Source organism: Lampropedia aestuarii, assembly GCF_004803635.1.
Classification (GTDB): Bacteria; Pseudomonadota; Gammaproteobacteria; order Burkholderiales; family Burkholderiaceae_C; genus Lampropedia; species Lampropedia aestuarii.
On sequence record NZ_SSWX01000029.1, the window covers coordinates 13,124 to 38,576 of the forward strand.

At 52.0% G+C, this 25,453-nt stretch carries 9 protein-coding genes; 4 read left to right on the forward strand and 5 right to left on the reverse strand.

The window, feature by feature from the left end; all coding sequences use genetic code 11:
• Window positions 1-27: 27 nt before the first annotated feature.
• Both E8K88_RS16270 and E8K88_RS16275 read right to left on the reverse strand, forming a co-directional pair.
• Entirely contained in the window at window positions 28-16,716 is a 16,689-nt protein-coding gene (locus E8K88_RS16270; protein ID WP_136407733.1) for a CARDB domain-containing protein, read from the reverse strand.
• Window positions 16,713-17,123: a hypothetical protein gene (locus E8K88_RS16275; RefSeq protein WP_136407734.1), complete on the reverse strand. Its 411-nt coding sequence runs from the start codon at window positions 17,121-17,123 to the stop codon at window positions 16,713-16,715. The genes E8K88_RS16270 and E8K88_RS16275 overlap by 4 nt, the downstream gene beginning before the upstream one ends.
• Before the next feature lie 499 nt (window positions 17,124-17,622).
• On the opposite strand from E8K88_RS16275, the gene istA reads away from it, so the two are divergent.
• Both istA and istB read left to right on the forward strand, forming a co-directional pair.
• Window positions 17,623-19,149, forward strand: a complete 1,527-nt coding sequence (istA, locus tag E8K88_RS16280; RefSeq protein WP_136407735.1) for an IS21 family transposase — start codon at window positions 17,623-17,625, stop codon at window positions 19,147-19,149.
• The gene (gene istB, locus E8K88_RS16285; protein ID WP_136407736.1) at window positions 19,139-19,936 is read left to right on the forward strand and encodes an IS21-like element helper ATPase IstB; all 798 of its coding nucleotides are present in this window, start codon (window positions 19,139-19,141) and stop codon (window positions 19,934-19,936) included. Before istA ends, istB begins: the two co-directional genes overlap by 11 nt.
• 571 nt (window positions 19,937-20,507) lie before the next feature.
• Here the strand turns inward: istB and E8K88_RS16290 are convergent.
• The 3 genes from E8K88_RS16290 to E8K88_RS16300 all read right to left on the reverse strand — a co-directional run bounded on the left by E8K88_RS16290 (window position 20,508) and on the right by E8K88_RS16300 (window position 24,163).
• Window positions 20,508-22,466 (reverse strand): UvrD-helicase domain-containing protein, encoded by a 1,959-nt coding sequence (locus tag E8K88_RS16290; RefSeq protein ID WP_136407737.1) that lies wholly within the window; start codon window positions 22,464-22,466, stop codon window positions 20,508-20,510.
• Window positions 22,467-22,616: 150 nt separating this feature from the next.
• Entirely contained in the window at window positions 22,617-23,468 is an 852-nt protein-coding gene (locus E8K88_RS16295) for a hypothetical protein (RefSeq protein ID WP_136407738.1), read from the reverse strand.
• On the reverse strand, window positions 23,465-24,163 hold the full coding sequence (locus E8K88_RS16300; RefSeq protein ID WP_136407739.1) for a hypothetical protein: 699 nt from the start codon (window positions 24,161-24,163) through the stop codon (window positions 23,465-23,467). Before E8K88_RS16300 ends, E8K88_RS16295 begins: the two co-directional genes overlap by 4 nt.
• A gap of 346 nt (window positions 24,164-24,509) precedes the next feature.
• Here E8K88_RS16300 and E8K88_RS16305 point away from each other — a divergent pair, with 346 nt between their 5' ends.
• Together E8K88_RS16305 and E8K88_RS16310 are read left to right on the forward strand one after the other, a co-directional pair.
• The gene (locus E8K88_RS16305; protein ID WP_136407740.1) at window positions 24,510-25,001 is read left to right on the forward strand and encodes a transposase; all 492 of its coding nucleotides are present in this window, start codon (window positions 24,510-24,512) and stop codon (window positions 24,999-25,001) included.
• Complete coding sequence (locus E8K88_RS16310) at window positions 24,998-25,444, forward strand: transposase (protein WP_136407741.1); 447 nt, start codon at window positions 24,998-25,000, stop codon at window positions 25,442-25,444. Before E8K88_RS16305 ends, E8K88_RS16310 begins: the two co-directional genes overlap by 4 nt.
• Window positions 25,445-25,453 lie beyond the last annotated feature (9 nt).

A 25,453-nucleotide genomic window follows, 5' to 3' on the forward strand; every position in this document is an offset into this window, starting at 1 on the left:
CCCTCTTCTTTATTGCCACTACGCCATTCATCGTGCGCTCCCCCATCTTCCGTATCGATACGCCAGCCCAAGCATGCACAAGAGCAGCAAGAAGTAGACCCCGTCCTTGTCCAGCAGTGGCACCGGTATCGGCGCCGCTGTCACCGCATCACCTGCCACAAACCCAATCGTTGCTTGGCTGCGGTTGCCCGCCTTATCCAGCGCCTCTATCACCAGTTGGTAGGTCCCCAATGACAGCGCAATCGAGCTGCCCGGCACATAGGTCTGGCCGTTGAGCGTGATCTGGTAGGAGTCCAGGTTCTCATCAGTCACCACGATGCTCGGCGTGAGCGATGGTGTGGTGCTTGGATCAAATCGCTGTCCGTTTACCACTCCCCTCACTTCAATCAGCGGAGCCACGGTGTCCACGATGAAGGGGTGAACTAACATGGCTTGATTGCCCGCTTTGTCTGTGGCACGCAACTCAAGCGATTGCAGCCCTTCTGCCAACTGGGCCAGCAACACGCTGTAGGTACTGCCTTGTTCGGCCATTGCTGCCCAGGCCCCTGCGCCAAGTCGGTATTCCACGCTGGCCACGCCTGAGATCGCATCCAAGGCGTCAACCACCAATGGGGCTTGTTGGCTATTGAAGTAGCTGGACTTCTCTGGCCGCAAGACGCTCACTTGTGGTGCCGTGCGATCAATGTAGAACCTGCGCTGCTGCACTTGCGACATGGTGCTCGCCATGTCTATCGCTCGCACTTCAAGCCTGCGCTCGCCTTCACTCAGCGTGTTCAGGCTGACTTCAAACATGTCACCCCCCGCGCCCGGCACCGGCAACCATGGCCCGCCATCTAACCGGTATTCGGTGCGCTCAATTGCCACAGCGCTGAGCACACGCACGCTCAGCAAGCCTGCTTCTTGCAGGTAGCTTCCAGAGGCTGGCTGCACTATCTCGACCATCGGCACAGTCGTCTCTGCGATGGTGAAGCGGGTGCTGACTGGCTGCGACACGTTGCCAGCCACATCCGTTGCGCGCGCTTCTACGGTGTGCGTTGCGGCCTCTAAATCACCTAGCGCTGCCTCGAACATTTCTGGATCAGCCTGCGCGGCCAGCTCCTGCCAAGCACCGCCGTTCAGGCGGTACTCGACTGTGCCCATACCAGATTGTTCGTCCACTGCGTTCACCACCAGTTGGCCCGCTTGCGTCAGCACCGCGCCATCGGTGGGCTGCACGATGGTGACCAGCGGTGCCAGCACATCCGCTGCAAGGATTTCAAAACGAACGCTGGCATGGCTTTCATTGCCCGCTTTATCAAGGGCATAGGCTGTCAGCACGTACACGCCCGGTTCCTCCACCAAGGCACCGTTGCTGAACGGCTGGCCATTGAGTTGCAGTTCGCCGCGCTCCAGATTCAGATCCAAGAATTGCGCTCGAATGGTGACCGCTGTCAGGTATTTTTGCTCTCTCTCCACGCCTTCAATGCGTATCACTGGCGCTGTCGCATCCACCACAAACGCCACCGATGTCGCATCAGAGCGGTTGCCAGAGAGGTCGGCGGCCACAACAGCCACGCTGTACGCTCCGTCAGTGAGGTGTGCCAAAGAGGCGCTGAACTGCGCCGGGTCCGCTGTTGGCTGCATGCCTTGCCAAGGGCCTGTGCCAATTTGGTAGACCACCTCCGCCACACCGCTGTCGGCATCGACTGCGCTGACCTGCAGCTCTGCCGCATTTTTCAGGTAACTGCCTGCTGCTGGCTGCAAGATGCTAACCACTGGCGGTGCTTCGTCACTCGGACTCACGCCCGTGCCGACGAAGAAGGTCACCGCAGAGACTGAGGTGTTGCCAGCCAGGTCACTGGCCCGCACCTCTAGGCTGTAGCTGCCATCTTTGGTCACTGGCGTGCCTGATTCATAGGCAGCGCCGTTTAAACGCACTTGCGCTGTCGCCAGATAGAGGTCACTGATTTCGATCAATGGCGTCACTTGGTCGTATCGCTCACCATTGACAACGCCCTCAATGGCAATGCGCGGCGGCAGCGAGTCGACGATAAATTCGACCGACTGGAGCGGTGACTGGTTGCCAAACGTATCGCTGGCCCGCACTTCTGCCGTGTGGGCGCCGTCAGCCAATGCACCTAGCTGCGCCGCATACACTGCCGAGCTGCCTGGCTCAGGCTCCATTTCACGCCACACTCCGCCTTGTATGCGGTACTCGACCAAGGAGATGTTGGAGAGCAGGTCATAGGCCGAGGCACGCAACACCGGCGCCTCAGGCACAAAGCTACCTGCTGTGGGGCTGAGGATGGCCACGACAGGTGGCTGTGCTTCGTATACGGAGAAGGCCTTTTGGTGCAGCACACTATAGGTTTTCATGGCTGTTTTGATGGCCGAGCCATCCACCTGCAGGCTCACCGTATGCGCACGCAGCAGCCAGCCAAGGGTATTGAATTGCGCCGAGATGCGTGCAGACTCACCCGGCACTACTGTCACGGTGTCCGATCGCTGCACCACCACACGCCCGCTGTGCGTCTCGGTCACGACCAAGCGCACGGGCAGGCGCTCTATCAGCGCAGTACCGGTGTTCGCTACGATGGCCTCGACCGTGAACGAGTCGCCTTGCAACACTTTGTCCGCTGACAGCGACAGGCTGCCCGTGTATTGCACAGTGCCACTGTCTACCAGCGCGAAGCTGGTCTCTGATTGGGCTATCGCAGGGGAGGCCACGTCGATGCTGGCTTGGTATGCGCCATATGGCAGGCTGCCAAAGGCCCAGACGACATGCATGGTGATACGCTCTCGCGGTGCGTATTGCCGTGTATCGGTGAAGACGACGGTGTTGTTCGGGTCACGGATGGTGATGGTGACCGGCACTTGCGCCACTTCTGCACCAAAGCCACTGAAGTCGACCGTGCCTGTCAGATTCAGGCTATTGGCTCGCACATAGCTGCTGCGATCGCTGAAGATGCGCGCAACCGCTGTGCCTTGCTGCTGTGCAATCGAGAATGCCGCTTGTGTCTGCGCCAGGGTGTTGGAGCCAGAGCGCAATTGCGCACGCACGCGATACGCACCAGGCAGCGTGTTGCCTGAGGTCCAGTGTGCCTCAAAGCTCCTGCGCTGGCCACCATCGATATTGCCCACCGCAATGTCTGGCAAGGTGGCGACAAGATAGCCCTGCTCATCTTCGACAAACAGTTTGATCACGCCAGAGGCGCGTGCACCGCCGTTGAGCAGCTCCAGCTCAATCGCCACCTGCTCGGTTGGCTGGTAGATGCCTTTGTCTAACTTGAGTGTCATGTCCAGGCTTTGGCCCACGGCTAAGACCGTGGCATCCCGCCAAGCAATATTGTTGTCGCGGTTTGCATCGCTCACACTGCGCTCGGGGTCAATCGACACTACCAACTGATACGTGCCGCTTTGCAGCGGGGTCCAGTCCAGCGTAAGGGAAGCCGATGATCCGGCGGCGATGGCCGGAACGTTCAACTGGCCAATGGTTTGTGCATCGCCATTGTGTACCGCAACCAAACTGCCTCGAACTGGTCTCGACGGACTGGTGCCGATATTGAAGACGCGCACTGCAACACGCGTAGTCTCCCCCTGATGCAAGACGCTGGGAATCAGCAGAATCTGCTCAGCACGAACTTCCAAATCTGGCAGAAGCTCGGTTTGTGATGCGCGCACAATACTCACAGGATCAGAGACCGCAGAACCCAGTGCACTACTGGCGTGTGCAGTTAACCGGTTATCACCAAACGCAAGCGGTATCTCAGTGAATACAAACATGCCCGCTGGCTTGACCAACGCATGCACCCAGTCTCCTGCGCCGCGCTGGGTATAGGCTACTTGGCCTCCAGCTAGAACGCTTGATATTGCAGCATTCCCTGGGATACTTTGAAAATGTGCGGCATCCTGCACGTCACCATTCGTTTGGTAACCGTTCGCTGTGCGAAAAACTAAAGCATCTGTGTAGGGGAGGATATGCACCTGATCATGAGATATCCCCTCAAAAACTGAAGTCGTCAATCCATCACTGAGGCGGTAGCTCATCAATCTAGAATCGCCCTCAGACCACAAGATAGTAGCTCCGTCACGTGACCACTCAACAGGGGGCACTACTCTAAAACTGTGCAAAATGGACGTCACTTGCTCTGTCTCATGCGTCTCTGGATTTAAGACAGAAACAACACTTCTATTAGTACTGTTACTGTCTGAGGTGCTCTGCATATACAGCAGCATGCGCCCATCAGGAGACCATCGCGGGTGCTGATTGTTATCCCCTTGGAGAAGCAACTTAGGCTCCGAAGTCACAGACTCTAGGGCGTAAAGCGATCCGTTCAAAGCGAAGGTCAAGCCGTACTCGCGACTCCAGTCCATGCCATCAACATCACTAGCCGTGTGGTTCACTGTCACACCGTCGGCCACGTGATGGATCCATATCTGACCTGCATTTGTATAAGCAAAGTACTGGCTATCCGGACTCCAGGTGATGTCCGAATCCACTCCTGACGCCTGAGATCGGATCAGCGAGAATCCTTGCCCTTGGGCAGGCTCACCATAGAGCTGCCACCTGCTGACGCTGTGCGTCACCAGATAGCGGCCATCCGGTGACCACGATCCCAATGCCAGTTGAGTCTGTACTTGTGTGGATTCCACACTCTCTGTTGCCTTAGCTTGTGCAAGCACTTGACCACCGTCACTGCGCAACTGCACGGAAGCGCCTGGCACTGCCATACCATGCACCGCAACATCTCCACGAGAGGTATGGAAAGGCACATTGGATTGCGCAGGGAAGAACAACTGCGCGCCCTCAATCGCCGCACGTGGCACACCTGAATCTTCATTCGAGGCGGCACTTTCATTGCCCAACGCATCGGCCATGCGAACCACATAAAAATAGCTTTTCCCACCAACCAGTCCGCTATCCAGATAGCCGTCTGAACCGGTGTCTAGGCTAGCAATCCGCTGATAAGGCCCTCCAGCCTGTAAAGCGCGGTAGAGATGGTAGCGGTCCACCGTGCCCATAGGTGCAGGATGTTGCCAGTCAACTTGCAGTGCATTGGCTTGAGCGGGCAGGCTCACCGTCAGGTTTTGCGCCTGCGGCAGCTCCACACCGTTATCGATCTCAAGCTTTATAGGATCACTCGGTGGGCTGCTCAACCCCACGGTATTCACTGCTATCACAGCCAGCTCCAACTCTCCATTCGGGAGTTGGCCGGTCCATTGAGTCTCTGTAAATACGGGGGCGTATTCAAGCTCGAACGAGAACTCCGGGTAGTTGGTCGCCTGATGCTGCACCGACAGCCTAGACGTCTTGTAGGGAACATCCAAATCAAAGGTGTAAGCACCTCCAGTTAAGACTGCTTTGGCAAGCGGTATCCAGCCAAAACCATCGTGCGCACGAAGCACGACTTCGCCCTGATAAGACGAACGCACGGTGACACGGTATATGAGCGCGTCGACTTCCAGATAGTCCCATTGACTGATTTGCTGGGCAGTTAATCCCCCCTCATACAAAACCGCATACCCCAAGATATCCGGCTCGCTATTTGCATCCCATTGCAATGACACCTGGGCATCAGGTCCGATATCGGATGTCACGTTCAACGGCGTTGCAGGCGGAATTGCCGTAACAATGTATGCTGAAGCCCGATTGCTTCGATTGCCCAGATCATCCAGTAAGACAAGACTGAAGTCATTACGCCCAGTTGCCAACGGCACGTCCACAAACTTGAATTGCCCATCACTGCCGACCTCAACACTCAGTAGCTCCTCGCCACCATCATGGGCGACTCGCAACTCAGCTGTGTGCTCTTTGGTTCCTTTACCTTGCAGGTCGACACTGCGCGTAGCCACGGGTGAATAGGGCTGCTCCAGGGTCGGTGTATGCACCAAGGCCGTGACTGACAAGGTTTGATCTACCCGGTTACCTGAAGCATCACGACTATAGATTTCGAAGACATGCAGATCATCGCTCATGCCATCGAAACTAAGCGTATTGAGCCCAGCTTCTACCGACTGCCAAATGCAGCAGCCGTTCTTAACAACCTGGTACTCCCGCACAGAAGCGACATCGCTTGGTACCCAGTCAATGGTGACCCTGCGACCGTCAACACGAGCAGTGGCTGTGCGCACTGGCGTATCTGTATAGACCAACCTAATGGCCGCAGGCTCAGGGTCAACGTTGTGGTTGCGGTCAGTCGCCACAGCTCGGAATTCGTAGGGCCCCATTGACAGGCCTGCTGGATTCCACGGCACTGTGAACGGCTCTTGCGTGAGTGCACTACCGAGTCTCTCCCATTGGGTCTGCCCCTCTAAACGAAACTCAAACTGCACACTGGCAACATCTTTATCTTCTACCGTTGCCAGCAACACAACGGCGGCATTCACTCTGGTCTCTGACTGAGGGCTGGTGATGATGGCCTTGGGCGCGCGGTTATCTAACTGCACACCAGCAGGATCGGAAAGCGCACTGACATTACCTGCCTGATCCACCGCCTGAACGGTGTAGATACTTGCGCCATCGGGCACCTGCTGGTCCAAGTAATGGTTCGTGTGCAGCAAATAGGCGGTGATGGGCGAGCTGGATTCCTCGTTGCCATTGACCAGCTCTCCATCTCGGTACAGCAAATACCCAGCCAGATCGGCTTCGGTATTGGCATCCCAAGCCAAGCTCACATCACTGCCCATTGGCTTGCCAGTCAAACCTGTCGGTTTGGCAGGCGCGACATTGTCAACACTGACAGTAATACGGGCGCGCTGGACACGCGCCTCAATGTCCCAGACGCTGAGCAATAAAGTGTGCTCTGAGCCTTCTGCCAAACCAGCCGTATCCCACTGCCCTAGCACGCCATTTTGTACACCAATTGTCGAGCGCCGCACAGTTTCGAAGTCTGATGGCTGCGGATTGCTTCCTGGCGCGAGTTCCAACGTGTATTCACGCAGCTCCTGACGGCTACTGTGAGCAGTCCCAAGCACCTGAACCGTGCCTGAAACCACTGCGCTATTGCGTGGTGAAGCAATAAATGCTTGCAAGCCTGGCGCACTCAAGGTCAGCGACACTTCGTTCGAACGCAAAGTGCGACCAGTCTCCGTATGCGCAATCACCACAAATTTGGCTGCACCGCCCCCAGGTTGATCAACCAGGTAGGTGTTTTCTTCCAACAGCGCACTGGTCAGTTGCACGCCATTTTGTTCGACGTGGTAGCCCTTGATCGGCACAGGTTCTGTCAAATTCCAGTTCAAACGCACACGCTCGCCCGCTTCGATAGCGCCTGTCAAAACGATCGCACCTGGTATGCCGTTGTTAAACCGCAGCTCTGTGATGGCCTCAGAGCGGTTGCCCGCCTTGTCCAGCACGGTCAAGCGCAGCGTATAGACGCCATCGGGCAGTGCAGGCAACATACCAAGTTGCTCGTTATTGACGCCGGTACTGGCCCTTTCAAGGGTAGTCCAGCGGCTGGCCTGGCTTATCACGCCTGGCGCCACTTCGAGCAAATACTCTTCTAAGTTGGCATCAGTAGCAGTTCCAATAACTGGAGTCTCCCCCTCAACTGCTGCGCTTTGGGCAGGCAATTCAATCGATGCTATAGGCGCAGTGCTGTCTACGACCACGCGGTGCGACAAAGAGCTAACCCAACCTGCATGGTCCTCTGCTGTCAATTGCAGACTGTAATTGCCATCTGCATGGTCACTTGGACGCCATGTAAGAGAGCTAAGTAAAGGCCAACTGCCGCCCTCATAGAGCAACTGCTGCACGCCTGCCTGGTCAACCAAACTTAGCGTCCATCGCTTAAGGTTCAGCTCATCAATCCCTGCCTCTATGGGCTTTAGCTCTGAACCGGAGTGGTAGCTGCCATCCGCAGGCTCCACAAGAGCCAATACAGGGGCAGTGTTGTCTATTACTACATCCACATTCAGCATCGCCTCAGTCGCTGCACGGTCACTCGCTCGGACACGGAGAGTCAGCGGACCCTCCTCAAATTCACGCAAGTCGCCAATAGATAATGCGCTCAAGCTCTCTGTTCCTGAGAGCAGTGGCGTGACAAGCCCATTTTGCTGAACAGAAATCGCATATTCCTCTAAGTGCATATCCTGCACCGTGGCTCGCACTTCGGTTTCGCCTTTGATGTGTTGTCCATCGACAACCGAGAATTGCAGTGCTGGCGCTGTCGCATCAAGCACAAGCTGGATACGTTCAGCTTGCATCAGTCCTGGGTTCAGGGCTGAATGCACCTCCAGCATCCAGTGGTACACCCCATCCACAGCAGGAACGCGATCTCGTGTTAAGCCGTCCCATTGAACGGTATGGGTGCCAGCGGGCAGGCGCACTGTATCCAGCAACAGCGCAACCGGCACTCCTGCGCGCAGCACACGCACAGTTACCAAGCTTTCGCCCTGAAGGCCAAAACGCAGTGCAGCAACGTCAAGCCGGTTGTCTCCGTTGGGTGAAAACAGTTCAGGCGCGGCCTCTGCATACTCGAGCAGCCACTGCGCGTCCACTCGCTCGACTGGAACAACCAATTGCGCTTCATTTCCAGGTTTGTCAATGGCTTTAAGCCGAAGACTGTAGGGACCAGGCTCCAGATGCAACATATTCCACACCGCAAACTGCGCATTTTGTTGCGCCCCACCTCCATTCGCAATCGACACCCAGTCTTCATCCTCTGGCGCATGGCCAAAGGCATATTCCAGACCCCAAGCATGGAAATTACGGTCAGTTGCCGATCCAATGACACCAACCAGCATCGACAGGGCATCGCCAGCGCCAGGGAAGTCAATTGCCAATGCCGGTGCAGTCGCATCGATCTCGAAAATCAAGGATGACCGGTCCAGTGCCGAAAAGGTTTTGGTCAATCCACAGTCATCTGTGAATACAAATTCAAATGCATACATACCATCCGGCAGTCGAGTTGCCCCATCTCCATTACCGTCCCAGACGATTTCAAATTTACCTGGCTGCAGCGAAAGAGGGTCAAAACGGCGTACCGGCCTGTCGTAGTTTGGTATTAGGCGTTCTCGCCCTTCAACAATTTCCGTTTTTGTTTCATAAACGACCGCTTGCAGAGTGACTGCTTCATCCGCATTGCCAAAAACAAACATTTCTTCAAGAGTGGGTGAAAACAAGCGCGTACTCAGGGTAGGCAAGTCAACGTCAACACTGGCATCTACATAAAATTGCACCGATTCACAAGTTTGCATACCGGCCCAATTTGAAACTTTCACATCAACAGCCACCTCACCTGTGAAATCAAAAAGTCTTGATATAGGCCCTTCGTATCCCTCATTTATAGCAATGGGTTCAGCATCTCTTTCCTTAGGAAACTGCTCTCGCAAAACATCACCACGTTTTACCTCCATTGAGGGACTTGGACTATCTCTAAATGTGGTTCTTGCATAGGGTTTACCTGGGTTAATATATCTCACACTGGAGAAATACAACCATCCTTCAGGGTCGTCAATACGCGAAAAAATTTCCACACCAGCACGCAGTGAAGGAATAGCTTGATACACATCATAAATCATCCGTCCGCATACTTTTTGAGCATTATGAGGATTGGTAATTTGCAAAAGAGGCGGGGAAAAATCAACCGTTAACTCAACAGGAGTTTCAAACGTTTTACCCTCTACATCCTGCATACGAGCGAACCACTCTCCCGATTGAGAGGCCGGTAAAATATTCGAAAAATAAGCAGTTCCATACGAAGGTGAAATGGCATTAAAAAAGATATCTTCAACACCATCAATGCGCCGACCAAATACCAAATGGTCCAAATTTGGCACCTCAGAAGATGAGGCACTTTTATTTGGATTCAACTCAATACTTAGCGGACTACTTGCATTTGAGCTACACGCTTGAGGATTCGAAGCCACCTTTACTGACAAACCATTGCAAGAAATTGCAGCCAAGGTCTTCCCACCTTCAGAGTAGTAAATTTTCTGACCAAGCGTATCAATATAATAGGGCTTTATAATCACAAAATATTTTACGCAAGCCCTAAAATCACCAGAAATTCTGAATAACAAACCACCAATATAGACAGGAGATAGATACCTCAAATCCTCATCACTCTGCAGATACACATCGTATCGAACACGCTCATCAAACAGAGATGGCGGTGTATAGGAGTAGTCGATATGGCTTCCTGGATGAACGCTCGCGGCATCAGCCGACTCACCAGCATCTGTCGACTTACTAAACGACAGTTCATGGTTGCGCGTTGATTGCTCGCCAGCATTTATAAAGTCAAACAAAAAATGGAATTGATAACGCTCACCGCTATCGAGCAACGAGGTATCGACTATCGCTACAGCAAAACCTTTATCAAACACAGCAGACACCGACATGACCGGCACATCTTCCCTACTTATGCGCAGTACAACTGAACGCGGCTTCTCGGCATACGTGCTTGCCGCCTCCAATATTATATTTTCAGCATCAACAATAGAATTAATACCCAACTCAACGGCCTCACCATCCACAAAAACAACTGAAACATCCTGTACTAAACGCCCCACATTGATCGAAATATTTCCAGCCAAATCATCAGCAACAATTCGATATTCGTCACCAGACAAAAGTTCGTAGTCCTTCATTGACCAATAATGTGGATCACTGGCCGCGTAATTACCTGAGTAAATGTCAATCCAGTAGCCATCTCCCAGCCTTCTTCGTTGCAAAACCATTTTCCCAGGATTTTCATCTTGAACACTCCAGCCCAAGGCCTCCGTATTCAGGCAAACTCGCTTCCCATCAACATTGTTTTCCCAAGATCGATGAGAACCTTTAATGATTTGACACGGCATTCCATTTTGGTCATCCTTCTGAAAAAATGGATGATCCATGAATAGAAGCTCGTGGGTGCCTTTTAAGGAAATGGGCGGAGCTGTATCAATGCCAAGTACCCACTCAAAATCGGCAGCAACGATGCGATATGATCCATCAGGAACTATGCTGCCATTCTGGTCTCGGCCATTCCATACATATTCGTCAGTCACCCCCCCAGATGGATAACTGAGTTCAACTCGTCTGACAAGATGTCCAGATTCATCAAGTATCTCTATATCAAAATTAACCGGCTCCAGTACGCGAAATGAAATTTTCACATCATCCTGGACACCGTCCCCATTTGGGGAAATATATTGCTCTGACAGCTTCAAATCAGTTACTGCAGGATTGATACCATAATTAATTCTTGTAATTTCAGCACGTTTATTGCCAGCCCTGTCCTCTACTGTCAACTTGATTTCATAAACTCCAATTCCTGGCGGTACCCAAGCGCCAACAAAAACACCTCTGCGAACTGGAGCATTGGACGGCAAAGCAAGCTCGGCCCAATCGCTTTGGCCCTCTTTACGGTACTCAATCGAATACCGCAAAAAATTCATGTCATCCGCAGTCCCAGAAATTCTTAAGGCACGCCCACCCGGAACTCTCGACACCCTGACCATGGCCGACATATTTTGAGTGCTGCTGTAAGCCATGATTGAAGAATCAGTATTTTTATAGTAAAAAATACCGTTTTGCTCATCAAGTGCGCCGCGCAAAATGCCACCATTACTCGGACCGGCAGGAATAATCCGATCTTCCAGAAACTTTTTCTCAAAAAGGCGGCTTATCGAATAGCCATCCACCCATAGCTCGCCATCGAGATTGGTAGGATATAACGCCTTGAAACTATCCTGGGGATTGATAGCCACTCCTGATTCAAGAGAAAGACCGCACCCCAGGTAAGAAATCAATGCAGAGTAAAAACCCGCTGCACATACCCCACCTTCTTTATCTCGAATTAACACAGGCGGATTACCTGTATTCTTTTGAAATTCATAAACAAGACGAATGTTTTTTGTCTCAACATCCAAGCTATAAATTCCAACTCCCCAGCAAAGAGCGCCACCGCACTCACTCTTTAATATATTGTAATAATATATCTCTCTCGAATCATCAGACCAAAAAGCACCAAATGCCCCAGTCCCGAAATCATGCAAAATTTCGCCATCAATGCCATAAACAACAACCTTGGAATTTACATTTGGGTACACACTCTCAGGATATATCCTGATCATGTCAGACAATTCAAAAAATAATTTACTCGCATCTGGAGACCAAATAGGTCCTCTTGGGGAATAATTGAACGTATATTGGTCTATCTGATAGTAAGAATTATCGCCAGTTTCGACAGACAAAATTCCATTACTTCTGTCTGCGATGAATTTTCTATCTGGAGACAGCATCTCCCACATATCCGACTCATTGCTTAAGCAATACCGTCTTGCCATACCCTCTTCATCTCGTATTAACTCTTCATTGCCATCAACATCGTATCTGTAGAGCTTTGTATTGAGCTGCAAATATACATATTCGTTGTTTGCATCTCCAATTGCAAAACACGCGCTACGATCTTGGTATTCATCAGATTCTTTTAATATCTTCTTATCTCGGCCATAAGCATTTGTCACACTCAAAACGCCCTCTTGATAAAATACCAAGCGAGAGCCGTCTACTCCAGGATCAAAATTCTGCGGCATTGCTTCACCGCTGTAGACAACAATCTCTGCTCCGGTTCGCGCATCAATTCTTTTGATAATGTAAACAGCGCTTCCGAACACCGTCTGCCGCTCAGAGACATAGGCATAGGGTGCAAGCCTTAAACTGTGGTGCAGCACATTCCATCCACTGTCTGGCGGTATCAAAACAGCATGATGCCCATGCCGAGTCCCAAACGCCTCGACAACTGAAGATCGGTTGTTGTCCACCCGAACCTCGGCGCTGCCAAGGCTGCGCTCTGAGTTCCAAACTTGGATGCTGTAGTCCCCGTCTTTGACAACGACGCCTCTGTCATCTGTGCCATTCCAGAGCCAACTGCCTGTCTGCACTGCCCGCCAATTCACTGGGTCACGCGCTGTGCGCACTACCCTGCCATTGTCTTTGCGCACGACGGTGATATAAACATCCTCAGCACTGGCCAAGCGGAATCTCAGCCGTGTGTCGTCTTTGACTCCGTCCCCGTTGGGTGAGATGAATTTCTGATCTGCGTAAAAGTCCAAATCTTGCGCATTTAGATCAATGACAGCATTGTTATTGGCCTCATTCAATTCCAGGATGTGGTCTTCCGGATCTACCTTGATGACCAATGGCCCCATTTGGACATTGGTGACTAAATAGCTGAATGCGAAGCTCCCGGAATTTTTGCCTTCAATGACGGGCAACACGCGGCTGGCCAATGGCTGGGCTGCGTCTTCTTCAAAAATGGCGATGACTACGTCATGGGCGGGTAAGTCACCGAGATTGGCAACGGTGCCAACAATTGAGACCGTGGTGCCTGACGCGGGCGCTTCAGGTGTGACTTGGATATTAGCCCTGCCAATGGCCAAATCTGGCAAGGACAGCATTTCGGTCACCACGAACGCGCTGTTGTCGGTGCGCTGTAGTTCCAGGAGTTCTTGCGCACGGTCCAAGACGACGTACAAAAGCTGCTGTCCTTGCCCACGAGGATCTTGCCACGTTGTGGTGATGGTGGTTTCGGCACCTGCAGCCAGTGCCTCAACGCGTTCAGTGGCTAACAACAGTCCTCCATGCTCCGGATCGCCAAGAAAAAATTCGACGTCGAAGCCTGCTGCGGCACTGAGGCCGCTGTTGAGGATGCTAGCCGTAAGCTGGGTTGCTTGTGCCGAGCGCACAGGCTGGGGGGAGATGCTGATGCTCTTGTAGCTGACAGCAATGTTCACACCGGTATAGCGCTCCCCCACTTGCACGGACTGGGCTGCAAAATTGTTGCTTGTATCCTGCTCACTCAGTACCCTCTCCGGGTCCAGCCGTACCTCTAAACGGTGGGCACCCTCAGTGGCTGGTCGCCAGGTGAATTCCGCGGTCCGCGTCTGGCCCGAAGCGATTTGCAAGCGTACATTTTGTTTGGAGACTTCTGTAGCTTGCGCATCGAGAATGACCAACTGCACGGTAAAGTCGGTGGTGTCGACAGTTCCAATATTGCGTACATTGACTTGGATTTGTGCATCCACGCCTGCCGACAACATAGTCGGCGCTACCTGAATATCTGATTGTGCGAGCGCAACATCCAAGGCATCTCTGGTTTGCACCTTGACACTCGCAATATTGTTTTCCTTATTCGTCTCGCCTATCGCATTGTCGGGATCAAGCTCGACGGTGTACAACCGGCTACCACTGCGCTTTAGGATCACATCAAACACCAGCGTATTTTGCGCTTGGGCACCGATGGAGAACACCTGTTCGGCAGCGATAGATTGTTTTAGATTGCCTTCCTCGCCCTCCCAAAGAACGGCTTTGACCGCATTCGCAGCCAATGACCCAGCATTGGTTACTAAGGCCGTGATTTGTATGTCAGCTGGCAGGCTGGAGAGCTGCGCAGGATTGGCGACGATGTCATCAGCCGTGATCAACAGATCAACACCCGTTTGTGGTGCGCCTACATGGACATCAATCGAAAGCACATTGTCACTTCTCACCCGCTCACCGACGAGGTCGTCTGGATCGACCTCAGCGACTAAGCGTAGCGCACCGCTATAGCCCAGGGTGTGGACAATGAACTCAATACGAGCCTGGGCACCTGGTGCCAATGCAGGAAGGCTGATATCCTGGCGCGCTTTAGGACCACTCACGTCTGCCATATAGGTGCGCAAGACTGTTTCAGGTACGCGTGCACCACTGGTGTTTTTGACTAGCGCCGTGAGCAGAACTGGCACGCCAGCGGGGACATCAGTTTGTGCAGCGGTGAATCTCTCTAGCGCCCAGTTGGGCACGTCTGTGCCTGTCAATGCACGAATGGCCACCGCTGTGGCATAAACGCTGCCATCCCAGCTTCCATCCATGCGCTGCTGTGCAAGCAGATAATTGCTGGCTGCCTTTGCCTGGATGGCATCAAGGGCACCAGCGCGGGTCGCCGCAATCAAAACCTCAGCCGTTTCGTGGCTGGTACTTTTTTCTTGACCAAAACCACCGTCTGCGCGCTGCTGCGCTGCCAAATAGTGGAATGCACGTGATTTCTGATCACTCGTCAAACGCGAAGACAAGACCTCCAGCATGTGTGCACTGCTCGCCAGTTGACTCACCCCAGCTGCGTTGGATGACCAACCGCCATCTGCATTCTGTTGCGCAAGCAGGTACTGATAAGCTTGGCTCAGTGCATCGTTACCATCTACCATGGCTGGCTGAGACAAGGCTTTGACAGCCAGTGCGGTATCCATCAAAGAACTGTGGTGGCGCGTGGTGAAACCCCATCCACCATCGGTGTTCTGCATTACAAGCAGGCGCTCGATATCATGCGCAGTGCTCGCTCTGCCAAGCACCTGCATTTTTCTGGAAAGTGCATCTGGCGATGAAAATTCTTTACCACTGAGCCAATTGCCAGCAGTTGCCAGGCTCGCATCGATGGCGGTTGCGCGTTGCAGCTCCTGCAAAGCCAGCATGGCCTGTGTTGTATCGCGGCTGTTGGTAGATGCCAAATCAGCCCATTCGCCGCTTATTTGCTGCTTGCTAATTAGCCAACTTGCAGCGGCCGTGATACCCGCAGGAGTCGGGCTTGGCTGCCCATCTGTCACAAAGATGCTAGGCTCGCCTGCTCGGCCCTCTCCTAAGGGCTGAACGAAGCTGTTTGCTGTCGCCATACCGCGCGTCATCGCACTGATACGCGTACTGGCTTCAACCCGCAGGTTGTTGATTGCGGCAATGTCTGCCTCACTAGGCTCTTGCCCTGGCCTCACCAAGTAGATAAATGCAAAGTGAAAGTCTTTCTGGCTATTCTCAACCGAAGGAATGCGCGGCCCCTGTGCAGCAATGATGTCATCAATGGTCACGCTCGTGGCTGTCGCACGAATCGTGTCTCCAATGCCGTTGATCGTATTGGGGTCTTCTGCGGGCGCAACCAGCAGGTTTAAAGGAGGCACCTCATCCTTGCCAACCATCCCCATGAGATACAAGTCAATCGGGGACAAAAACTCTCGGCCATCGATAGCAGTGAATGTGCCATCACCGTTGTCGCGCCAACTCTGCCCGTACATGATCGATGCCCCCGTATCAAGCAGATAGCTCCAGTGACCACCTTGATGTCCAAGCAAATCGGAACGAATCAAGCCATTGCGATCCTTGTATTTGACGTATGCGCCCCACTGGTGCATGACCTCGTGCACAAAAGTGTTCAGTGGCTTGTCAAACTGCGCATTGAATGGATCAAGCACCATTCGTGCAACCGGCCCCATATCAATCGTGGCCTGTAACTTTCCTGTGCTGCCATATTGTGAGGTGTTGTCTAACAAGCTTCGACCAAGCCCTTGCACCTCATTTTTGACTAGTGAGTGAAAGCCTAAAGTGCTATCGCCTCCCAAGTCAAAATTGAAACCGGTAGAAAAAATCAAAAAATCATAGATGTCTGCATGATTCTTATAAAACTCTTGTGCCACCAGCGCACGAATACCATGCTCGCCAGCATCAAAATTGCCATCCACTTCAATGACTGGCACGCCATTGATGTCCCTAAGATACTTGGCAGAAGCAGCTGACTTTAGAGAGAAGTCTTTCGGCACGATTGCATGCAGATGCCCCTCATCTACTGGCTGTTTGGTCTGCCCATACATTGCATGCAAATCATTGAATCGCTGCAAAGAATTGGTAGTTGCAACAGCGCCATCCGAAATTGCGTATAAAAAAATGCCCGCACATAGCCAATGCCACAGCAGTGCAGCCCCACTCAATTTAATTTTTTTCATTGATTTATCTCAACGACCACCGTTTTTGAGACATCCAACAGAATGTCGGCATCCTTTTTAATTTTGGCAAGTATTTGATATAAATCTTGGCCTTCTTTGAGAATAAATGACTTCGAGAAACCGGACGCATCTTGATAACTAACTTCTACGCCCTTCGAATCAATTTTTTTCAGCACAAAACCCTGATCCAGCTTCTGACCGATTCGAGCAAGAGAGCTGCGATCTTCTTGTATAAAAACCGCAACCCCACGCAACTCATCGACGGCAATCAGCGTGTAAGTTGGCTGAGCGATAGCAGGACTTAGACAGAAAAGAAACGCGCTCAGCACAACGCAAACCTCTGCTACTCGCTTGGACCCCACGGTAAACACATGAATGTTGGCCTTGGCACGTTGAATCCATGCCATAAGAGCTCCTGCGCTTGCCTCTGTATGCGCACAAATCAGTGACACGCATTTTTCTCTCGAACGACTCATCTCCCTCACTCCCTTGAAATCGCCCCGCAAAGGGCTTTCAATGATTCTAGATGAGAAACCACATGCCGCAAAAATTACAAACAAATCAAGCAGCTTACATTTAGAATAAATGAGTAGCTCAATTAAATTCAAGCTGCACGTTAAAGCATTGCTTTGATGCTTACGTGCAACTTGGTTCGTTTATCCGCCTCATGGGATGCTCTTTCTGTTTCACCTATCACAGATCAGCGTTTACGCCCCACTTTGCCGTGACGGTGCGTCAGCCACAGCAAGCACAAAAGCAGCAATACGGTGCTGCCATCTTTGCCAAACAGCGGTACAGTGTTGATTTCCATCTCAAAGTGACCCACAAGAGTTAGTAATTTCCATCTCAATCTGACCCACGTATTAACCCTAACCTGCTGTTTTTGTGAGCAGCAGGAGATCAGGAGTGATTGACGTGGCAACTTTGAGTGTCATCCGCCGATGGGCTCTTCGAGAGCACCTATCTATTCGTGAGATTGCTCGGCGCACAGGGCTTTCTCGTAACACGATCCGCAAGTACTTACGCACAGACGTTGTGCAGCCAAGGCTTGCACCGCGCAAGCTTGCAGGCAAGCTAGAGCCATTTACCCAGAAGCTATCGGGCTGGCTGCGCATTGAAGCGAGCCGCCCTCGCAAACAACGCAGAACGGTCAAGCAGATGTTTGAGGATCTGCAGTCGCTTGGCTATACAGGCTCCTACAGCCGCGTTGCAGCCTACGTCAGGGCCCACAAGATGGAACGCCAAAGTGTTGAGCAAACGGCTGGCAAAGGTGTGTTTGTTCCCTTAGTTTTTGCTGCTGGCGAAGCCTTTCAGTTTGACTGGAGCGAAGACTGGGCTGTTGTTGAGGGGGTACGCACCAAGCTGCAAATCGCTCACTTCAAGCTCAGTCACAGCAAGGCTTTTTATCTACGAGCCTATCCTCAGCAAACCCATGAGATGCTATTTGATGCCCATAACAGGGCCTTTGCAGTCTTTGGGGGCATTCCAGCACGAGGCATTTACGACAACATGCGCACTGCAGTTGATCGGGTAGGACGAGGCAAACTACGCGAGGTCAATGCGCGCTTTAGCGCCATGGCCAGCCACTTCTTGTTTGAGGTCCAGTTCTGCAACCCAGCCTCAGGCTGGGAGAAGGGGCAAGTAGAGAAGAATGTGCGAGACGCTCGCCATCGTATATGGCAATCGGCCCCAGCTTTTGCAAACCTAGAGGTACTCAACGATTGGCTCGAGCACCGTTGCCTTGAGCTTTGGCAAGAGATCAATCATGGGCTGCTGCCTGGCTCAGTCTCAGATGCCTGGCAACAAGAGAAGGCTGCCCTTATGCCAATGCCTCGGCCATTTGATGGGTTCGTTGAACATGCCAAGCGTGTCTCTCCCACCTGTTTGGTGCACTTTGAGCGTAACCGCTATAGCGTTCCAGCCCCCTATGCAAACCGTCCTGTTAGTTTGCACGTTTACGTGGATCGTCTCGTGGTAGTGGCTGAAGGCAATGTGGTCTGTGAACATCCGCGCATCATTGAACGCAACCATCAAGGGCCAGGACGCACGATCTATGACTGGCACCATTATTTAGCAGTGCTGCAGCGCAAACCTGGTGCTTTACGCAATGGCGCCCCGTTTCTGGAGATGCCACACGCCTTCAGAGCACTACAGGCACAGCTTCTCAAACAGCCCGGTGGCGACAGGGAGATGGTGGAGATTCTGGCCTTGGTACTACAGCATGATGAGCAAGCGGTGCTGGCTGCAGTGGAGCTGGCTTTAGAGGATGGGGTTGCACGCAAGGTACACATCATCAACATCTTGCATCGACTCATTGACGGGACCAAACCACACGAGCCGGTAACGTCCCCCCAAGCACTTAGCCTCTCAGTAGAGCCCCTAGCCAATGTCGTGCGCTATGACCAACTCAGACAGGTGCGCCATGCGTCATGACCCAGCCATAGCCGCTATCGTGATCATGCTGCGCCAACTCAAGATGTTTGGTATGGCCCAAGCCGTCACAGAACTGGCCGAGCAAGGATCTCCAGCATTTGAAGCAGCTCACCCCTTGCTCTCCCAACTGCTCAAAGCCGAGAGTGCTGAACGAGAAGTACGCTCTATTGCGTACCAACTCAAGGTCGCCAAGTTTCCTGTCTATAGAGACCTGGCAGGGTTTGACTTTGCTCACAGCCAAGTCAATGAGGCTTTGGTGCGAAGCCTACACCGATGTGAGTTTACGGACAATGCACACAACGTCGTGCTAGTTGGCGGGCCAGGCACGGGCAAGAGCCATATCGCTACCGCTTTAGGGGTTCAAGCAATTGAGCACCATCGACAGCGAGTGCGCTTCTTCTCAACCGTTGAGCTGGTCAACTCCTTGGAGCAAGAGAAGTCCCAAGGCAAAGCTGGGCAGCTAGCTCACCGGCTGCTGAGCACAGACTTGGTCATCCTTGATGAGCTTGGGTATTTACCTTTTAGCTCTTCTGGTGGAGCATTGCTGTTCCATTTACTCTCAACGCTCTATGAAAGAGTCAGCGTAGTCATTACCACCAACCTCAGCTTTAGCGAATGGGCTGGTGTGTTTGGAGATGCAAAGATGACGACCGCGCTACTGGACCGTTTGACCCATCACTGTCATATTCTCGAAACAGGCAACGATAGCTTCCGTTTCAAGCACAGCAGTGCAACTCAGCCCACCACTACAAAGAAGGAGAAGAATAAAACTTTATCCACATCTTGAGCCTTACGGCTCAAGCATCAGGGTGGGTCAGTTTGAGATGGAAATGGTGGGTCATTTTTGCATGGAAATTAACATCTTGGGGTAGTGCGTGCTTGGGCATGGACTTGACTCATGCGATTTGCTCCCGTTTGTAGGACTCTATAACGCTGCGCATCACCTCTCTGGCTTCAAACAATGCCCAGCTTCTGCGAGGAATATGATCACACGAATCTCGACAGGTAGGTGACCTGGCCTTACGATCCATGTGCTCGAGCAGCTGAATCGAAAAATCTGAGTGCTGCACCTCGCGAAGAGCATTTGGGGGTGCAAAAAGACAGATCGACTAACATTGGCCATGAAGACCTCATAGAACTTACACCGCCAGCCGTAGCTAAGACAAGTTACCGAAACTGTGCAGACCAATACCAGCGCTATCGATTTGATCGCCTCCACGGAACCCGCTGTAATTCCATTTGATTAAGCCGGGATTGACTATCGATAATTGCCCTTATCAATAGCAACTGCCACACAGGCACAGCCATCAAGTCATGGCTGTGCCCAAGCTAGTTGCCCGCTATCTTCATCGAGTCGCTTAACTTGATGCTCTCAGGGCCACCCTCCTCATCTTGCTATGCAGTTTTTTGGGCTTCAAAAACGAGCTCTGTTCAACACAAGCTCTCACCTCCCGCACGGCCCCATGCGACGACGGGTACGTATGCGGGTGACACACAAACGCCGTTGTTTCAATGGCGCGTGAAGCAGCCACATAAAACAGCCTCCTTTCCTCCGCCAGCAATGTGTCAGTAGTCGCCCTCCAACTCGGCAACACCCCCTCGGTCATGCCCACAACAATCACATGGCGCCACTCGCCCCCCTTGGCTCTATGGATGGTGCTTGTTATTACGCCTTGCCTGGCATCAGCAGCACGTACTTTTTTCAGCAGCTCCGCAGCATTTTCACACTGCCGCGCAACCACCTCCCACCGCGCCAATTCATGTCGAATATGGGTTACCGCCTCCCCGCCTTGGCCTCGACGTATCAGCCAGCAATAGGCTTTCCAGCAACCAATAAAACGCCCCTCACAACTCGTTGAACGAAAACCCGAGCGCAGTCGTTTCGTGATCTCTTGGATATCCCCATCAAGGAAAGGACGTTTGAGACGGGTCGCGCACACCCCTCGAATCTTGGACTCAAAAACTTCTTTGTCCGAGTATTTCTCCGCAACGGCCATCAGTTGCGCTACCGCTTCAATATCACTCAAATCACGCTCAAGACCAAGGCGTTGCGTTTGAATAGCACGCATAAGCAGCGCCGACTCAAAGGGTGCCAGCACCGCTTTTTCTCTTGCCATGATGCAAATGTCTTGCGGTAAACAACCTGCATCAAGCAACCGTTGAACCTTCCCGCCTACTGAGTTGTAAGCCCGATATGCACTATCAGCAATCACTCGGGTCAACGCTTGCTGGTCTGGTGCATCCTGAGATAGCGCTTCGATTGAACCGCCCTCCACGAATGCATTCAAAAAATCCACATGTGGGTGATTCAATCGATATGACTTTGGCAATGACAACGTCTCAACGCCTTTCATCCACTGAGTCAAGGCGGAATACCTACCTCCCCCGAAAGAGTAAATAGCCTGGTTTGGGTCACCAAAAACCATTAGGCTGCCAACCCTCTCTCCCACCTCCACCAGTAATCGAGTTTGCAGGGGTGAACAATCCTGGTACTCATCTACCAACACATGCCGTATGTTTTTCAAATCCCCCTTCCCTGCCCGCATTGCATCAAGCGCCTGGACAATCAAATCTGAATGGTCCCATTTTTTCCTCTTGCGCTTTTCTTCCCCATACGCTCTAGCAACTGCTTCAACTGTTGCCGCCCTTCTTTCCAAGTGCCTAAAGCCAAAATTAGCAATCGTTTCTTTGGCCTTGCCTCCACTGACAGCCATCAAGTCAATGCACTGCAGCAGTTGCAGCAAACCTTCGTTGTTTGAGCGCACTCCTTTAAGAAAAGCTTGTCGCAGTGTCCGCCTCGCTTTAGGCAACTTATTAGCTGCTTCGTACACTTGCTCAAGCGCGCTCTGAACCAATTGCCTCCGAGCCTTTTCGCCCAAAAACTCGCTCTTATTTTTCTGGCCACCTAAGTGCAGGGAGAGCGAGTGAATAGTTTTCACCCTAACCTTTCTGAGATCAACGTTTCGTTCTCGCTCGCTCTGACATTCCTGCCGCATGGCTAACTTTACCTTCACGTTGTTGACGGCAGAATTTGAAAAACTCAGTACAAGAATTTGGTCAGGGCTGCACGGTACCTCTGCTTTCTGCACAAGGTGCAAAACCCTCTGGAGTAATGTTGATGTCTTTCCACTCCCTGGCCCTGCCAAAACTTCAGTGAAGGAATGGGACGTCTGGACTATGGCTTTTTGATAGCTATTGAGAGCGATCGTAAGTGTTGTCTGATGATTCATTTTGAAAGCTATTAAGAAAAGGTTGGAATGAAGCTTTTGCGTGAAAATGCATGAACATTCGTCCCATGCATTTCGCTTTTTTCGCATGCACTAGCTGCATGAAATGCTGCATAAAGGCCTTAGACAAGGCTGTAGCTGCCTCAAACATGCTGTTAGTGCAATCGCTGTGTGTGGGGTGGTAGGAAAAAATTCATACCTATATCAGTACAGCTTTAGCTGCCACCCAACACCAATGATTTACAGGCGGTTGCGGCTCCTCACCTGCGCATCACACTTCCATGTGAGCCACTCAAGTAGGTCTACTCTTTTGATTCTTTTCAGCCACTGACTGTCAGTGTTAGCCTTGGCATTTAGAGATTCCATTGCCGCTTCCTGCAACCACTGATTCGCCGCATTAGTCAGCATCCTGTCGCTCACCTCGACTGACCGTTGGCTGTGCTTTCTGACCAGCGCTCCGAGGTCCTTCTTCTTGCTTGGCAAACAAGGGACATGGACTAGATCTCTAAACAATCGCTCATGATCGAAATTCAGAAGATCCCTAATTGTTCGTATACCTAATGAAGTCAATTGCGGAGCCCCTCTCACACGAAATTCAATGTGTGTACGAAATGGAAACCGAGATATGTACTCTTGCCCAACATTTCGCAAAGGACGATCTGAATAGATCACCAATTTTTTTTGACCCAGCAGTTTCCCAAAGTACCTCGTCGTTTCGTCGGCTTCACCTATGTAAACTCTCGTGTCGGCACCAAGATGCTTGATCACGATTGACCTTTCAAGCTCACGCTTTAGCCAGTCAGCATCTTTCTGCTCGGCCCATAAAACATCTAATGCAAACTCTACGTAAGCCACCTCAACACGACTCAATCGCGTGGCAAGCTCTAGCGCACGCAGCTCACCCTCTCCAGGCTGAAGCAAATCAAAATTGCACTTGAACTCTCTGTGGAAGCGAATAGTCGCCTCATTTTTTCTTGCACGAGCAATGTTGTGCAGGTCAATGTCCGCATGGTTCGCCCTGATCTTCACTCGGTCGAAGTAAAAAATTCCGGGGGTTGCAAGAAGTGCAATGGAAGTATGTGAGTTCATCATGCTGCACGCCCCTTCGTCAGCAACCAGTCCCTGTAGCGCTCTGCATCGGTCAATGTCAACTTACGTTGCGGACCACGTTTTTTTGGGGCTTTCGACTCCTTAGGCACACCTGACTCAGGCGCAGCAGTCTCACCAAAAACTGAGTACAAGGGGCATTCTTTATTTTTTAAATCTCGATTCACCGACGCAACAGACCTCCCCGCAAGTGTGCAAAGTTCATTCATACCAATGATTACCACTTGACCAATCTCTTCGAATTGCTTTGCACGCTTTAAATTTTCAAACGCAAGCTTTTCCCTATCGTCTTTAGAAGACTTCCTAGGCTGATTCTCCTTTTTCGGCACCTCAACCAATTCCTCTGAAATGCTAGGTTCTGCTGCTTGATTAGAAGGCACTGGAGTCCTTTTCTTCACCACCCCCTTCAATCCAAAAAGATTGCCTTCCCCCTTATCCCACTCAAACCTCTCAAGCAGGCTTTGTTCATGCGCCTTGAGGCTGAACCGAGGCGATTTACTCACCTTTCGAATCTCAATCTTGCCATTTGATTTCGTCAATCGATAACAAATACCGATAACAGTCAAAACCTCACGGCCTGTCTCTACTACGTACGCTCCTAGCCTCTTCTTGGTCCACCGAACAACACTTGTTGGTTCGGCTCTTTGAATGTTTGAATTTGACTGTTTTTCATTGCTCATGCTGAGGCTCCAATAAATGAGCGCCTGAAGGAAATCAATCATGTGCACCAGCACATGCAGCCATCAAGCAAGGAGCCTTTACAGCGCAGAATTTGACAAAGTTTTTTGCTATTTTTAAAATTAAAAAAGGATAATAAATTTTAAAAAATATTTTTTCCTTTATTTTTCAATCCATGTACTTTGCGCTCATACGCCCTCCTAGGGGCTGATGTCAGCAGCAAATCGATCCGTGCAATGCAAAAGTCACTCAACTTCCTTGGCGGACAAGCCCCCTCTGTCAGAATAGTTGGAACCTCTGTCAATCTTAGAGATTCAATTTCCAACCAGGGGCAGCGAGAAGATTTGTATGAAGTATTCCCCCGAGCGTCGCGAAGCGATATTGGCCAAATTGCAAGCGCCTTACAACCGCACAGTCAGTGAGCTGGCCAGTGAGGAAGGGTTATCAGCCGCGACGCTGTACAACTGGCGCCAACAGGCGCGCAGTACCGGGCGTCTGTTGCCCAACGTGTGTGCGAATAGTGAAGGCTGGAGCTCGCAGCAAAAATTCAATGCAGTGCTGGAAACAGCGGCATTGACCGAAGAGGAGCTGGCTGAGTACTGCAGGCGTCGTGGTTTATATCCTGAGCAGATCCGTCGCTGGCGTGCCAGTTGTGAGCAGGCCAATGATCGTCTAGACCAAGTGAGTGCTCAGCATTCGCAAACAAGCAAGGCTGAGCGCAAGCGCATCCGAGAGCTTGAGCAAGCGCTGCGCCGTAAAGACGCTGCATTGGCTGAAACCGCAGCTCTGCTGGTTTTGCGAAAAAAAATCCAGGCGATCTGGGGGGACGAGGAAGAATGACCAATGCCGCAGATCGCCGTCATATAGTGCAGTTGGTCAATGAAGCGTGGACTGCCGGTGCACGGCTGAGCCGTGTTTGTAAAGAGCTGGGAATTGGGCAGAACAGCTATCGACGTTGGGCAGGGGGAACTGAGGACCAGCGCCCCCATGCAACTCGTGCAACACCCGGCCATGCCTTGACTCAAGAGGAGCGTCAGGCGGTGCTGGACGTCTGCCGTCAGCCGCAGTTTGCGAGCTTGCCGCCTGCACAGATCGTGGCTCGATTGCTCGATGAGCAGCAGCGCCATCTGGCCTCAGAGTCAAGCTTCTATCGCATCCTTCATGCTGCTGGCCAGCAGCAGCGCCGTGGTCGCCAGGCGGCACCTCGGCGCAAAGGAGCACCGCGTCGCCATCGTGCCGACCATCCCAATGCAGTATGGAGTGAATCGACCAGGGTTTTATAGATAGTTCGC

Excerpts from the sequence above, each read along its gene's own strand:
- E8K88_RS16270 (WP_136407733.1), bottom strand. The coding sequence starts at position 16,716 with ATGAAAAAAATTAAATTGAGTGGGGCTGCACTGCTGTGGCATTGGCTA.
- E8K88_RS16275 (WP_136407734.1), bottom strand. The coding sequence starts at position 17,123 with ATGGCATGGATTCAACGTGCCAAGGCCAACATTCATGTGTTTACCGTG.
- istB (WP_136407736.1), top strand. The coding sequence starts at position 19,139 with ATGCGTCATGACCCAGCCATAGCCGCTATCGTGATCATGCTGCGCCAA.
- E8K88_RS16290 (WP_136407737.1), bottom strand. The coding sequence starts at position 22,466 with ATGCGAAAAAAGCGAAATGCATGGGACGAATGTTCATGCATTTTCACG.
- E8K88_RS16295 (WP_136407738.1), bottom strand. The coding sequence starts at position 23,468 with ATGATGAACTCACATACTTCCATTGCACTTCTTGCAACCCCCGGAATT.
- E8K88_RS16300 (WP_136407739.1), bottom strand. The coding sequence starts at position 24,163 with ATGAGCAATGAAAAACAGTCAAATTCAAACATTCAAAGAGCCGAACCA.
- E8K88_RS16305 (WP_136407740.1), top strand. The coding sequence starts at position 24,510 with ATGAAGTATTCCCCCGAGCGTCGCGAAGCGATATTGGCCAAATTGCAA.
- E8K88_RS16310 (WP_136407741.1), top strand. The coding sequence starts at position 24,998 with ATGACCAATGCCGCAGATCGCCGTCATATAGTGCAGTTGGTCAATGAA.